The organism is Agrobacterium sp. CCNWLW32, from assembly GCF_037083425.1.
GTDB classification, from domain to species: Bacteria; Pseudomonadota; Alphaproteobacteria; order Rhizobiales; family Rhizobiaceae; genus Agrobacterium; species Agrobacterium radiobacter.
In genome coordinates, this window is record NZ_JBAOJM010000026.1 from 1 (window position 1) to 14,238 (window position 14,238).

Below are 14,238 nucleotides of genomic sequence, written 5' to 3' on the forward strand. Positions count from 1 at the left end.
CCCACGACATGGAAGAGGTTCTTTCCAATATCTATTCCAAAGACGGCGCACTCCTGCGGTTGGTTACGATTCATAATCAGGGCCCTCCTTTGCCCATCTCCACTATGCTCTCGAGAGACAGGGCGGACTATCCCATTAGCTTTGAGGCCTGCCCGCAAGCGCAAGCTTGTCGACACGATCAAGGCGGACTGGAAGGTTTCGATCCGGCGTGCATGCTCGGTGTTGAAAGTCGACCGGTCGCTCTATGTCTACAAGTCCAGGCGTGGCGAGCAGGCCGAGTTGAAGCTGAAGATCAAGGATATCTGCCAGACGCGGGTACGCTACGGCTACAGGCGTGTGCATATTCTTATCAAGCGTGAAGGCTGGCCCGTGAACCCGAAGCGAATCTATCGCCTTTACAAGGAGATGGACCTCCAGCTCCGCAACAAGGTTCCCAAGCGCCGGGTCAAGGCAAAGCTGCGGGCTGACCGCACGGAGCCGACCCAGTCCAACCACGTCTGGGCGATGGATTTCGTTCATGACCAACTGGCCACTGGTCGCAAGATCAGGGTTCTGACGGTCGTCGACACTTACTCGCGCTTCTCGCCGGCGGTCGATGCCCGCTTCAGTTACAAGGGCGAGGATGTCGTTCAGACACTGGAGCGGGTCTGCCGGCAGGTCGGATATCCGACGACCATTCGCGTCGATAACGTCCTATATTCGGAATGCATCGCCGTTTTGGCAGCAGGTCGTTATCGCATCGGTCTCCCGATACGTCTGGATTATGATGTAGGCCCGGCCGATCGTCAACGAACGGTCTCTCCCATAACAAACACAGAGTACGCATAATCGCGGCTCTCACCGTCCTTAAGACGAGATCCTTTTGCCGTCGAGCGGAAGGCCTGAACATTATCTACGAGGTCGCTGAAACACTCAGCGCCTCTACGGCCCTGTCAGAGAAGGGTCCTTCCGCTGTGGATCGTCCCTTCAAAGAAGGGGCGATAGGGTTCACCACTTTTGACAACCGCATGCACGGTGCGAGCCATCTTGGCGGCGATTGCTGTTGACGCCTTGCGACGCAAATGGGGATTGTGACGGTCCTTGGTGATGTATCGCTCGAATTTGTCGCGGAAGCTGTTGGCGCGCTGCAAAATCGCGACTTGAGCTGCCATCCATAAGGTCCGCCTCAGGCGAGCATTGCCGTACTTGGACAACTTCGTCTGGCCTCGAAACATTCCTGACTGGATTGTCGAAAGATCCATGCCGCAAAACTTCAGGAACTGGCGATGGTGTTGAAAACGGCGCAGGTCTCCCGCCTCTGCCAAAATCGTCAAAGCATTGATCGGGCCGATACCGGGGATTGTGCATAAGAGTTGGTAATCAGGATTGTCCTTCAGCATGGCGACCGCACGCGCCTCGATTTGATTACGGTGGGCGATCAGGCTTCTGCCCTGGGCCAAAACCATACGGAACATGCAGATTGCGTCGGAGTCAGGTGCAACCGGAAGGCCGATTGAACGGGCGGACGTGGCGTAAATATCTGCCAGCAAACGCTCTTTGCCAACCTTACGTCCCACGACATCCCAGGCAGCTTCGATGAAAGCCTCCTTGCTCATGGCCGCGATGAAGTGCGGAGACGGAAACAGTTCGAGGAAGGCGAAGAACCAGTCGCTGCGTGAACTGCGGTGAAAGCGATCCGCTTCAGGAAAATACAATGGCAGGTAATGTGTCAGGATCCGATGCCACAGTTCGGTCTTCGACCGTGAGATCATGTCGTGGGTCTTCGACAGCTCTTGAATGTCGTTGGTGCCGCGCATCAACGGGTCATGGTAGAACTGCTCGGCACCAATGGTCATCATATGGAGGATAACCTGGGCATCCTTCGGGTCGTTTTTATCCCAGGAATTATGCAATGCCTCCCTGGTCCGAGCCAGCGCGATCGACGAGATCAGTTTGATCTCGAAGCCGGCTGAGCCGAGCTGATATGCCAATGCGCGATGATAGTTTCCCGTTGCTTCGAAGGCTACGCGGACAGGACGCTGATAGCTGCGCAGCAAGCTGATGAGGCGATCGAACTCATCAAGATTGTTGAGCACGCTCACCCGATGTCGGCGCTTTTTGTCCGGTGCTTCGATCAGCACCTCGTGGCGTTCTTTGGAAATATCGATAGCTGCCAGAACGGGAGCAGATGCTGTAATGTCACAATCGGTCATAGCCGGTCTCCTTTACAGTGTGGCTTCGCAAAACCACTGTGAGACCTGATGCCCGGCTATGACCACCTGCTTCGCCTGATTGGGGCTACGCAACTGGTCAAAGCCTCTTGCAACGCAAACTTCCGAAGGTGTTACGGCAGCGAGTTCATCTCTCGAGACCTTGATCTTTGGGCCTATCACAAGGGTGTCGTGCTCGACTTCTCTCGGCCAGGCAAGCCGACTGACAACAGCTACATCGAGAGTTTTAATGGCAAGTTCCGGGCCGAGTGCCTGAACGCTCACTGGTTCATGACCCTTGACGACGCGCGGGCAAAGATGGAGGATTGGCGTAGAGAATATAACGAGTTCCGGCCACACAGCGCGATAGGCAACAAAGTGCCGATTTCGCTTATGAACAGCTCATCGGCACCCCCGCCGAACTGAGCCAAAACCCCGGAAAATTCCAGCTCCCGCTGGCCCAAATTCGGGGAGCACCTCACAAAACCGCTGGAGCGAACTCAAAACTGGATAAAACTTGGGGGCAAGGTCAGTGACCGAGAACGAGGATTTCTACGTCTCTAAGAGTTCGGACGAGATCGACGCGGAACAGCAGCGGGGTCGTAGGTTCGACTCCGCTCAAGGCGATGAAACGGCTATTTCAATCTAAGCTCGTTGCGTCCAAGCGGCCGACTCACTTGATGAGGTCCAAGCCTCCAGGGCGGTCCGTTCTGCGCATCCACATTTGCTCCCGCGTGTCGGGCTCCCCCTGAATTGTTTCGGAATGTGCAATAAACGTAAGCGGCAAGCAGACCCCATCTGGCAGGCTAATGGCGATCAGGTTATGGCATTTGATTTGAACTCGCTCGTCAAAAGTGCCGCTGAAATTCTTCGATGCTCTTCCACGCATTAATGGATTTTTTCAGCAGAGCCTCATTATCTATCCTCAAATGTCCGATTTGACCCAATTCGTTGCTCGAAAGCTATGTATCAACTTTTGGCGAGAGAAAAAGGAGCGTGGGGTACCGGGGTATAGGGGAGCTCGCCGCAGAACCTTCAAGCCATAACACCATCCGGACGCTAATTTTGGCGGTTGGTTCCCAGCTTTTTTTCATCACCATTGCACTGTCCACCCGTTCACAGATGGAGGATTGTATATTGAGGAGCTATTGCATGCTGCAGAAGATCTACCGATTAGGTGCGTTCTCGGTCGTTGCGCTGGTTGGCCAAGCCATTGGTCTGGCTGATGCCGCAATGGCACAGGAAGCGGATGCCGATCTTGCGAAAAAGCTCAGCAATCCCGTTGCGTCGCTGATCAGCGTGCCGTTCCAATTCAACTACGATCGGGGCTTCGGACCGAACCGTGGCGACCGGAAGACGCTCGATATCCAGCCCGTCATTCCATTTGCGCTGAACGAGGACTGGAATTTGATTTCCCGTACCATCGTTCCTGTCACCTGGCAGCATGACATCGCCGGTTCCTCCGGCAACCAGTTCGGCCTTGGAGATATCTCGCAAAGCTTCTTTATCTCCCCGACGCAGCCGACCTCCGGCGGGATTATCTGGGGAGCGGGACCCGTCTTCCTCCTTCCCACGGCGACCGACGATCTGCTCGGAGGCGGCAAGTTCGGGCTCGGGCCGACTGCTGTCGTCCTGAAGCAGGAAGGACCATGGACGGTTGGCGCATTGGGAAACCATATCTGGTCCGTTGCGGGCAAGGGAGACAAGCCCGACATCAACGCGACCTATTTGCAGCCCTTCATCTCCTACAGAACATCGGATGCCTGGACATTCACGCTCAATACCGAGAGCACCTACGACTGGAAGGCGGATCAGTGGGCCGTGCCGATCAATTTCCAGGTGTCGAAGCTTGTGAAGTTCGGTGAGCAGCCGGTGAGCCTTTCCGCAGGCGCGCGTTATTGGGCTGCCGCGCCGGAGAACGGGCCGCACGGTTGGGGTGCCCGTGTCGGGCTGTCGCTCCTGTTTCCGAATTAGATGACGCTCAGTTCTCTTTCGCCTTCCGGTGTCACCGGGTTCGACCGGTGGTGCCGCTGCGCGATCGGGTATTTGAGGAAGAAATTCGTGGGAAAAAATAGTATCGTTCAGCCGTCGTCGGCACGGTCGAACTGGCCTCGGCGGCTTCTTGTATTTTCAACGCTCGCAGCGCTTTGTGCCTGCGCCGGCAATCCGAAGGATGTGCTGACGCCAGTGGCGGATACGTCCCCGAGCTCCCCTAAGGTCGATATGCTGATTGCCACGATGCGCAGTCGATCTTCGGTGCCCGGAGAGATGTTCACGGGGGAGCGTGCGCTCGCCCCGGCTTTCGCCAATCTCACCGTGTCGATCCCACCGGGCAAGGTCCGTAAGGAAGGTGAGGTAGAATGGCCAAAGCGGCTACCCGCCAATCCGGCAACCGATTTTGCAACGTTGAAAGCCAACTATCTCGACGCTGGCGACGCAAGGCGGTGGCTGAGCGCGTCGGTCCGCAAGAACCCCGATCGCAGCGTTCTGGTCTTCATTCACGGTTTCAACAACCGCTTTGAGGACTCTGTCTATCGCTTCGCGCAGATCGTGTATGATTCCGGCGTCCACAGTACGCCTGTCCTGGCAACATGGCCGTCGCGTGGGAGCCTGCTTGCCTATGGGTACGACCGCGAAAGCACGAACTACACCCGCAATGCGCTGGAGACGCTGTTTCAGTATCTCGCAAAGGATACCGAGGTGAAGGAGGTTTCCGTACTAGCGCATTCCATGGGCAATTCTTTGGCGCTGGAATCGTTACGCCAGATGGCAATCAGAAACGGTCGTCTTCCTGCCAAGTTTAAGAACGTCATGCTGGCGGCTCCCGATGTCGATGTCGACGTCTTCCGGCAGCAGATCGCCGACATGGGAAAACAGCGTCCCCAATTCACCTTGTTCGTGTCTCGCGATGATAAGGCACTGGCTGTGTCGCGTCGGGTTTGGGGCGGCGTTTCCAGGCTCGGCGCCATCGATCCCGAGGCGGCGCCATACAAGAAGGAACTCGAAGACAACAAGATTACCGTGATAGACCTCACCACGATCAAATCCGGTGACAGCCTGAACCATGGCAAGTTTGCGGAGGCGCCGCAGATCGTTCAGCTTATCGGACAACGCATTTCCGAAGGTCAGACGCTGACCGACAGCCGGATCGGACTTGGTGACCGGATACTGGCCGCCACGACGGAAACCGCCGCAGCCGCTGGAAACGTCGCTGGCCTGGTCCTTGCGGCCCCCGTTGCCGTGCTCGATCGGAACACGCGCAACAATTACGCCAAACACCTGGATGACCTCGGAGGTGCAAGCAGCAATGGGACGAAACGGTGACCCAGTCCTGCCTTGCCGTCTGGCATCCCCATGTTTGGCCAGCCTTCTGCAACGATGGAGATGGCGGCTCGTGCCAGCTTGTAGTGGCGGCAGCACGGCCCGAAGCCGACGGAAACGCGCAATCGCGCAATGAAGATATTGGATGGCTTTAGGATGCGCAGACTTCGACCCGAAATAGTGGCGGCGATCGTTATCGTAACTGCGATACCGGCTGTTGCTGGCACAACCAAAAGCGTGAGGTCGCCTCAACGTGGCGTGCTGTGCGATCAGTATATGTGCGTCGATGCGAGTGGCGTCTCCAGGACACTAACGGGAAAGTTCCTGGGCGTCACGGCAGCCATGAAACTGTTCGCCCAGGGTGATTTCAGGACGACGCAATTTACTTTTGCGAATGGTGTTTTCTGCGATACGCAGGAAAGAGCTTGTCATACGGACAGATATTTCGACCGCAATGGCAAGCGAAGCCCCATAGATATCAAAATGACAGATATTCTGTTCAAAGATTAACCGGTCGGGTTGTAACCTGTCCGCATTCCGGCCGTTGCGCTCCTGTTTCCTCGTGAGGGATCATTTCCCTCACAGAAGGAGCAATTTCTTTACGACGGACAGGACCTCCTTAAATGGCAGTTTCGTAGCAGCCACCGCGGCAAAAGGAATGAGCGCGGCGGCGGCGACCGGGATCACCACGGCCCTGTTGACCAGGATGGTCGAGAGCTTGCGGGTCGTCTCATATTGCTTGCCAGGATCGGCCAGTTCCGGTTCAGGCTCGGGGGTGGCGTCTGAAAAGACGTTCCGGCCAATGACCTTTCGTTCCGCGGCCCGACAAAATCTAGTTGCCTGAGCATCCAGCAACGACAGGCTCTGTTCCTTCAACCGAAGAAGGGGAGGGGTGAAGGCAGATAAGGGATAGGCGAAGAAACTGATGACGATCGCAAGCCAGCCGCTCATGATCATGCTGAGCGTCGTCGCGGATAGACCCTCCTCGAGAAAGTGGCTCTTTGCGACAGCCGCAGCGATTGCGCAGCTCATCCCGAAGACGAAAATGGCATAGGCGTTCGGATATTGCGCGAGGAAGGCCAATCCCCCCTTGCCATCAGGATGGGTCGCAACCAGGCGAAGATCGAGCTTTGCAATGTTGCGAAGCATGCGGGCCCATAAGAGATGCCTCCATGCGCCCCTTAGAAACAGAAAGACAAACAGGGGAAGGCTGAAGCAGATGGACCACCAGCCGGCGGCCGAAACCCTATTGCCTTCGGGAAAATACGTGACCGCCCATGATGATGCTTCCGTTGCGTGAAAATTGGCGTAGGAAAGAACCGAGGCGAAAACCGCCAGCATCAGGCAAGTGAACTCCGCCCCGCGAGAATCGCGCTGGCGAAGCGCCGAGGCTACAATGGCCGCGGCCGCCGGAATTGACGTCGGGGCGACAACGGGCGCGAGCACGAGTTGAGACAGCTTCGCCTTCAAGCCATTTTCGACCTGCTGCTCGGCCAGTATAAAAGCGCCGATCCCGATGAAAAATTTCGCAAATACGCCGAGATCAACAAGGTAAGCTCCCTGGCCGTGTTCCAGGGAGAAATTACCTGGCACGGCAAGCAGAAAAGGCATTCCCCAAGCCAAGGCTACGAACAACGTCGCGCGAGATCCCACCTGAAGGGCGTTCTGCCGAAGCAATTGCAGTTGCTTTTGCAGTTCAAAGAAGGGTCCGCCTTGAGATGCGAGAAACTCGTTGAGGATGGGATCACGCGCGGAATGATCTTCCTTGTTCATGTTCTCCGGGGCTGGAGCAATCGTGTCGTTCATTTGAAATCCGTTTTTTTATTCAGGATTCTCGAGGCTTTGGCCGCGTTCGGCGATGAGATGTTGTCGCGGCACGATGATCAAAAGAAGATCAGGATGAGGATCGCGTGGGACAAGCCCGCGCAACCGCACTCCGAAATCTGCCTAGAAATGATAGACAAGCCCTAGGATCGGGCCTTGCTGAACGACATCGTAAACGAAGCCGTCATGGCTGTAGTCAACTCCAAGTGCTCTGTATCCTGCCACCGCAGACAGATTTTGCTGAATGCGGTAACCGAAAGCGGCGGTCACATCCCAGTCAAGCTTGGCCTGGCCGCCGCCGACAAGGGCCCAGCCTGTCAGATAGAGATTGTCGGTGAGGAAATATTGCCCGCGTATTCCCGCTACGGCGTCAACCCAGAAAGCATTGTCGCTCTTGCTTTTGCCATCGAGCAGGCCGCCTGAGATAGAGATTTCGGTGCTCGCGTACCAGACACGTGCACCCGCGACGAGGTCAAGGCGGCCCTTGTCATCCTCGAATACGCTGTAGCCGCCACCGAAAAAGCCTGAGAACGTTTGAGATGTGACGTCGACACTACTCTTGCTCAAAAATCCGACGGGCGAGTTCCCGTCTTGAGAAATCTTTGTATACATGACGTCACTAAAAAGGCTGTATCGGTCATACCGCGCCTCGGCTACGCCCATGAAGGAAAAGTCGAGATCGTTGAGAATGCTGCTAAAATCGGATTTCAACCTCGTTGGCGTGAGCCCGAATTGGCCGACCTTGCCATCTATTCCCGCAGCCCAGAAGTATGGGCTCACGCTGAAATGCCATTGATCGGGTTCCGTGGAGTTGCTCTCCAGCCGAGGACTGACCGGCAGCATATCTCCCGCATGGGCCGAGCTATACTTCCCGTACAATGCGCATAATGCAATCGACGTCGCGACAAAAAGCTTCATGATGCCCCCGGCAAATTATTCCTGTAGAAAGACTGAGAAGTCGGGCCACCAGGTCTATTGGGCCAGCAAGGCCGCATTTTCCGCTGCACAGCTTGGTCTGGAGGAAGAACCGTTGGCTTTCGCCGCCTGCACTTCCTTGCGAGCGGCTTCAACGTCGGAGAGGAACTCCGCATTGCTATGGAGCCTGGCCACGGTTGCTGCACCCATGATGCGGCCCGCATCGACATCGCTTTGCCAATGCGCATTGCAAATCACGCGGCTCTGGCCGAATTCGAGACCGCGTTTGAGCAGGGCGTCAGTTTTCTCGGGATCAACTTCGCTGAGCACCAGAGCCCATGCCCATCCTGCAGCTGTATGTCCTGACGGGTAGGAGCCGTCGGTCCTCAATACCGGTTCCTGAACGGGATAGCAGGTCCCTTCGTTATGAACCACGAAGGGACGGGTGCGGTTGTAGGTGTTCTTGACGCCATAGGTCGACAGGCCGGCATCAGTCAGGGTCTTTTGCATCAGACGATAAAGATGCGGAGTGTTTTTTTCATCGATGTCGATACCCATCGCGCAAGAGAAGCTCTTGGCCGGCTGCGGAAATTCGAGATCGGCGTCGAGACGCGCAAGCACCCAGCGCGATTTGCCTCGCAGCGGCAGGGTTGCAGTTCTTGCATCTTCGTCACGGGCAAGCGCGCCGCTTCCTTCTGCCGGTGGTGCTCCGAGCAGTCTCAGACTATCCGGCAGTTCCGCTTGCTTGAGATAGCCCGGAGCCAACTGGAAATGCGGATCGGTAACCCCGGGCGAAATCGCATCTTCTGCGTCAGCCAGACCTGTGCCTTGACCCGCAAATGCGATGACCGAGAACACAGCCAACCGGTGGATTTTCGACAGCATGCAATGACTCCTCAATACTTAGTCTCCGGACGGCGAAGAAATGAACGGCGCACGGCAAGCAGGTCACAGACCTCGTGCTTCCGCGCCGGATTCGCAGCCTCTGTTTCTCGCGTGAAAGTTACAGGGCTTTCGCACGGTGGATTGTGTCAAGTCGGACAATCGGGGATGGAAAAGTGGCGCATCCGATACCCAACCGCTTCCAATATTGTGTGATGGCAGCCCGTTGGCTGGGGCAGGTCAATCTTCCAGGTCCTGTTCAGCGTATCGTCGCAAAGCCGAAGGATTTGTGACCGTTATGGAACGATAGCCGATCTCAACCCAACCCGCGTCCACGAAGTGCTGGATTGTGCTGTTGACCTGCTTGCGGGATGTGTTCGTCATCACGCCAAGATTCTCCTGTGAAACCGAAATTGCCTCATCCGGTGCCCACGAGGTGCGATGCAGGACCGAAGCAATTCTGGCGCTGACATTCCTTTTCTGTAGGTCATAGACGATCCTGACCAGCTTATCGGATGACAGGATCGAGATGGCCCCGAACGCGCGAATGATGTTCGGATCAGATGCGGCCATCTGTTCCATGGTTTCCAGGGGGACGTGCATTGCCCAGACTTCACTCTGCGCACATAGCTCGATCCGTCGTGGCTCACCCGTCATGAAGGAGTCTTCACCGGTCCATCCCCCAGGCACGGCGATGTGGACAAGGCGTGGCGTCGAGTCGAGAGGTGCCGTGTTTATGACAACCGTCCCCGCGACATGCCCATAGATGCCTCCCGGCGAATCTCCGGGACGGAAGATGACCTGACCGGCTTCGTATTTCTGAAGCAACGCATTCTGAAACAAACGCGTCCTGAAGGCTTCAGGCATTTGAGCCAGCCAACCATTCCGGCTCAATATGCGTTCCGCTTCCGCTCGCGACATGCGCATTGTTTTCGATCCTCGTGCTCTTCCACGGTTACCGATGAGGCTCAGTTTAAGAGCTTGGCCTCGGGAAACGTCCATTTGCCGCTGACGATGGATTGGTCAGGACGATAGAGCCGGACGGTGTAGTTCCAACCCTCAACGATCGGCAGGCAGTTTGGAATCTTGCCGTCGCAGCCGCCGAACTGGACGTTTACCGAGCCGTTGGCATTTTTCTTCGCGGTGATATCGTTGATCGAATAGGCATCGTAGGCGTTTTTCTCGAAGAAGCCCTCTGCATTATAGACACTGATCGACCAGAATTCTTTCACGGGCACAGTCTTCGGCACGTGGAGAGTATAGACCGTCTTGCCGTCGTTTTTCTCGGGCGTGAAGCTTGGATACATGGCGTGCTTGTCCGGAATGCCGCCCCAGCCAGCGGCTGTTCCAGTCAGGTGCTTGACCGGATCGACCTCGTTGCGGCCCCCAAAAGAGCCGCTGAACGATGTCTGGTGTTTTACGAGTGCGAGCAGCGCATTACGAATCTCTGTGAGGTCCTTTTCATCCCAGTTCGGAAGGTCAAGCTGCCCTTTTTCCTTCTGGTCCACCTTGATGGCATCCTGAAGCTTGTGGACTTCCTCGATATCCTTCGGGTCGTTGGGGTTAACCAGAGTCCGGACCGCTACGAAGACATATCGGGTGCCGACCGTTTTCTGCGTCAGCGTTACCGGTTTCGTTCCGTAGGCGACGATTGGCAGGTAGTGATCCTGATCAACGACCATCATCGACATATAACGCGCACCTGCGTCCGGCAGCGTTAGGGTTACCGGCCCGGCGGCAAGATCAAAAACAGCAAACGAATAAAGCGTATCCCGGTTCATGCGGATAACGGTTTGCTTGTCGATCGGTACGGGCTCCCGAGAATGCTGGAACTTGCCCAGTCCGCCTACGTCCTTTGCATTGGCCGCGAGGTAATGGTCGGTCTCGGCGCGGATGAAGTTGTCGACGGTGACCGGCACTTTGCCGTTTGGTGTCTCGGCAAATGCAACGCCGGTCAACGCAACCGACGCAAAAGCAAGACTGATTCCAACTGAGCGGAGCATTGAATACCTCTTCATTCAATTTGACTTACGACGTAAGGCCATTCCACGAGGCGTGGCACCGGCCAACTCAAATGCCATCCAGCCGATCTTCGTGTGGGCGGCAGACAAATTCTAAGCGTGCGTCGGGTCTAACCATGGGCAGACCGACCGTCTTGCCATTTCGTGCCAATTGTTATCCGGCGTGCGGATTTTTTCCCGCCGGGAGAAAGGGCGCAGACCGTTCATTGCGCCCAGTCGCCTGCGGTGTCATCGTCAGGGTTAGAGAGGCCGACATACCGCGCGCTTCGCTTCTACCGGTTCTTTCATCATAAAGGCGAGGGATTCCCGGCGCGAAACGCACTTATCCCAGTCGCGATTGCTCGCGGAACTGTCGCGGCGTAACGCCTGCAATTCTGCGAAATGCGCGGCTGAAGTGCGCCGGGTCGGCATAACCGGCGGCAAATGCAACATCGATAATCTTGGAATCACTGTCGCGCAAAAGCGTGCTCGCGCTCTCGAACCTGATGGTGTCGAGTATATCTGAATATGTCAGATCGACATGCGAGAGTTTGCGCTGAAAGGTTCGTGTGCTGACGCCCGCCATCTCCGCCACCTCGGCTAGCGTCGGCACCCCTTGGTCGAGATAGGACGGCAACATCATTTTGAGGATTTCGACGATGTCATAGCCCGAAGGGCCATCCTCGTGATCATGCGGTGGCGGATTTGAGGCGACTGAACGGTTGGAGAGACCAAGGCACGAGATCGGTACGCTGATCCAGGCGGCGTGCTGATCGGAGAGGAAGCGCACATTCGGCCATAAGGATTGCGTCTCCGCACCCGGCGTGTAGCGAGCTTGAAAGGCGATCGTCGCCGGTATCCAATTGGGACCTGTGAATTGCCGAACGATGTAGATGGAGAAGATATTCTGAAGCCATTGCGAATGTTCCAGATGCAGGAGCCCATTCGTTCTGGCGAGCCTGCTGCAGACACGCACATGATCGCTATCCCATTCCATCCACATGTTCAGGATCGTATCTTCTCGCGATGCCCAGTTGCAGGCGTGGCGCAGCGCGACGAGCAGTGTCGGAGAGTGCGCGATCAGCGCCCGGGTTTTTTCATTTAGATGGGAAAAATGAAGCCGCTTGCTGGCCAGGAAGCCGAAATCCGTAATGCCCTGGCTGCGCTGGGCAGTCTCCACAAAGCGGATCGTCGGCAATAGTGGGATATAAAGATTGCTTTTTGTTTCCAGAAACGATGGAAGCCGAAATTTCCCCAGAAGCGAATTTGTGGGCGCACCGATTTCATCAAGAATCCCCAGGAAAGGAAGTAGAAACTGGCTGCGGGTTACGGGGATGTTGGCCATGACATCTCGTCGCGATCATGTGGTGTTGTGTTCAATACGCACAATTCAGCGGCGATCGCTACTAGTTAAACGGCTCCGCTGCAAAAAATTGGATTGGTTAGAAAGGGGCGGTTTTCGTGGTCGTCAAGCGGTCTGACCTTTCGAAAATCTTGGTGAGCAAGGCGACCGCTTCATCAGTACGCTCGATCCACCGCCGAGGCTCTAATCGCCGTTGGATAAAGATTCAGAGGCAGGTCAAGCTTTCAGCCTTTCTGGGAGAAGCGATCGAGGGCACGAGGCTGATCGTTGATGAGTGCCGAAACCTGACCGGCCCTGGGCAGACGACAACGTGAGGCGCGGCCGGCTGCTCATGGGTACATTTCTTATGAATGCACGATCGTGAAGGTTCTGTGTGCCCGTGTCAGGCATCTCCGCTTGCGATCAGCGTCTCCCGTGTGGTGCCGTATGCATCCTGCAGAGCCCTGTGGCCTTCAAGCCCCTCAAGAGCGTAGCTGTTGAGGAACTGGCGTCCGGCGAACAGCTTGCGGTCTACGGGGCTGAGCTCTGCCTCGTCGCAGACCTCCTGCCAGTGTGCGGCGATGATCGTGATCTGGTCTTCTATCAGCTTGGCGGCTTCGGCCTCTTTCAGGTGATAGTCGGCGGCGGCGGCAAGCAGAGTGGCGAGCGTGCTGGCGCGCCCCTCGCCCTTGATGAGCATGGCCTGGGTGGCTTCGTTGCCGGTACGGCCCTGTGGGCAGATGTCGTAGGCTGGCGTCAGCGTGAGCATCCTGCCATCCCAGAAAGCGGCATGATTGCGGGCATGGTCGTCGGTGTTGCCGCACAGCACGTTGAAGCAGATCCGTCCGTAGAGTTCTCTGAGCGTGTCCTTAGGGTCGGTGAAGCGGTGGCGGATTAGCTCAGCCAGATCCTCGTAGGAAGCGTAGCGGGCCATCATCTCATCAAGCCCGAGCATGGTCAACGCCGACACCATCGCCTGCCGCGTCCAGCCATTGTCTGTACGGGTGCGGTCGAAGCGCTCGATCAGCAGTACATCCTTGTGTGCGGCACGGGTCATCGACACCGGGGCCGCATTCAGTCCGCAAGCACCTGCCAGCTTCATCGCGACGAACTCGGCCTTCACGACGCTGTAGGTGTCGTTGGTCGCCGAGAATTTGGCGATGAATTTCCTGGTGCCGTCTTCGATGAGCGCTTTCGGGCGCGCGCCGCCGATGGAGGTGCCGTGATTGAGGGCCTGGTCGAGTGCCGGAGTCAGCGGCACACCTTTCTCAATAAGGGCGGCAGCTTCCATGAGTTCATCAAGAGAGGCCTGTGCGGCAAGGCGGGGGACATATTCCGTCGCCGATGCCTGAAAATCGAGGGCGCCAATCCGGTCGGAGCCGGATTGGAGCAGGAAGGTAAGCTCGCTGATCTCGGGTACGCCGGCAGCGTCGGGCTTCCTGCCCGTCAGCCTGTTGATGATGACCCGGCGGCCCCAGGCGTCGGGCGAACCGTCACGAATGCAGCTTGCCATCGGCAGACCGTTGATGGGGGCGATGACGCCTTCCTTGAGCGGCAGCTCCGGATCATAGATGGAAATGGAATTCTCACGGCGGCGGTAGCTGGCGCCGTAGGTGAAAAGCAGGCGCTCGCCATCATGGTCGAGACGGCCAGCCACTACCGGTTCAGTGGCCCCGGGCAGCCACATCCAGACAAAAGCTTCCGTAGCGTCCGTCTTAGAAATCATCATCGACCTCCTTCACGCTTTGACGGACGCTCTTGGGCA

11 protein-coding genes and 2 pseudogenes are annotated in these 14,238 nt (G+C 56.7%); 5 read left to right on the forward strand and 8 right to left on the reverse strand.

Annotated elements, in window-relative coordinates:
- Nucleotides 1-138 precede the first annotated feature (138 nt).
- A pseudogene (locus V6R85_RS25705) lies at nt 139-687 on the forward strand (IS3 family transposase); the annotation flags it as partial.
- Nucleotides 688-932: 245 nt separating this feature from the next.
- Here the strand turns inward: V6R85_RS25705 and V6R85_RS25710 are convergent.
- Complete coding sequence (locus V6R85_RS25710; protein WP_111785503.1) at nt 933-2,192, reverse strand: IS110 family transposase; 1,260 nt, start codon at nt 2,190-2,192, stop codon at nt 933-935.
- Between the two features lie 135 nt (nt 2,193-2,327).
- On the opposite strand from V6R85_RS25710, the pseudogene V6R85_RS25715 reads away from it, so the two are divergent.
- The 4 genes and pseudogenes from V6R85_RS25715 to V6R85_RS25730 all read left to right on the forward strand — a co-directional run.
- Nucleotides 2,328-2,615: pseudogene (locus tag V6R85_RS25715) on the forward strand (integrase core domain-containing protein); the annotation flags it as partial.
- A 726-nt stretch (nt 2,616-3,341) separates the two neighbouring features.
- Nucleotides 3,342-4,163 carry a transporter gene (locus tag V6R85_RS25720; protein ID WP_111785449.1) on the forward strand — a complete coding sequence of 274 codons (822 nt, stop codon included), beginning with the start codon at nt 3,342-3,344 and terminating at the stop codon, nt 4,161-4,163.
- Nucleotides 4,164-5,513 carry an alpha/beta hydrolase gene (locus V6R85_RS25725; RefSeq protein WP_165000623.1) on the forward strand — a complete coding sequence of 450 codons (1,350 nt, stop codon included), beginning with the start codon at nt 4,164-4,166 and terminating at the stop codon, nt 5,511-5,513.
- A gap of 129 nt (nt 5,514-5,642) precedes the next feature.
- Nucleotides 5,643-6,020: a YcgJ family protein gene (locus V6R85_RS25730; protein ID WP_207909221.1), complete on the forward strand. Its 378-nt coding sequence runs from the start codon at nt 5,643-5,645 to the stop codon at nt 6,018-6,020.
- Between the two features lie 69 nt (nt 6,021-6,089).
- Here V6R85_RS25730 and V6R85_RS25735 read toward each other — a convergent pair whose 3' ends face one another.
- The 7 genes from V6R85_RS25735 to V6R85_RS25765 all read right to left on the reverse strand — a co-directional run bounded on the left by V6R85_RS25735 (nt 6,090) and on the right by V6R85_RS25765 (nt 14,199).
- The gene (locus tag V6R85_RS25735) at nt 6,090-7,316 is read right to left on the reverse strand and encodes a hypothetical protein (RefSeq protein ID WP_236760364.1); all 1,227 of its coding nucleotides are present in this window, start codon (nt 7,314-7,316) and stop codon (nt 6,090-6,092) included.
- Between the two features lie 141 nt (nt 7,317-7,457).
- The gene (locus V6R85_RS25740) at nt 7,458-8,252 is read right to left on the reverse strand and encodes a hypothetical protein (RefSeq protein ID WP_111793168.1); all 795 of its coding nucleotides are present in this window, start codon (nt 8,250-8,252) and stop codon (nt 7,458-7,460) included.
- Between the two features lie 54 nt (nt 8,253-8,306).
- On the reverse strand, nt 8,307-9,134 hold the full coding sequence (locus V6R85_RS25745) for an acid phosphatase (RefSeq protein ID WP_111785451.1): 828 nt from the start codon (nt 9,132-9,134) through the stop codon (nt 8,307-8,309).
- 237 nt (nt 9,135-9,371) lie between these two features.
- Nucleotides 9,372-10,058: a Crp/Fnr family transcriptional regulator gene (locus tag V6R85_RS25750; protein WP_336377354.1), complete on the reverse strand. Its 687-nt coding sequence runs from the start codon at nt 10,056-10,058 to the stop codon at nt 9,372-9,374.
- Nucleotides 10,059-10,099: 41 nt separating this feature from the next.
- Nucleotides 10,100-11,134, reverse strand: a complete 1,035-nt coding sequence (locus tag V6R85_RS25755) for a DUF1254 domain-containing protein (RefSeq protein ID WP_207909219.1) — start codon at nt 11,132-11,134, stop codon at nt 10,100-10,102.
- Nucleotides 11,135-11,474: 340 nt separating this feature from the next.
- On the reverse strand, nt 11,475-12,476 hold the full coding sequence (locus tag V6R85_RS25760; protein ID WP_236760363.1) for a helix-turn-helix transcriptional regulator: 1,002 nt from the start codon (nt 12,474-12,476) through the stop codon (nt 11,475-11,477).
- Nucleotides 12,477-12,876: 400 nt separating this feature from the next.
- A complete protein-coding gene (locus V6R85_RS25765; RefSeq protein ID WP_129567069.1) occupies nt 12,877-14,199 on the reverse strand; it encodes a HipA domain-containing protein in 1,323 nt (440 codons plus the stop codon).
- Nucleotides 14,200-14,238: the final 39 nt, after the last annotated feature.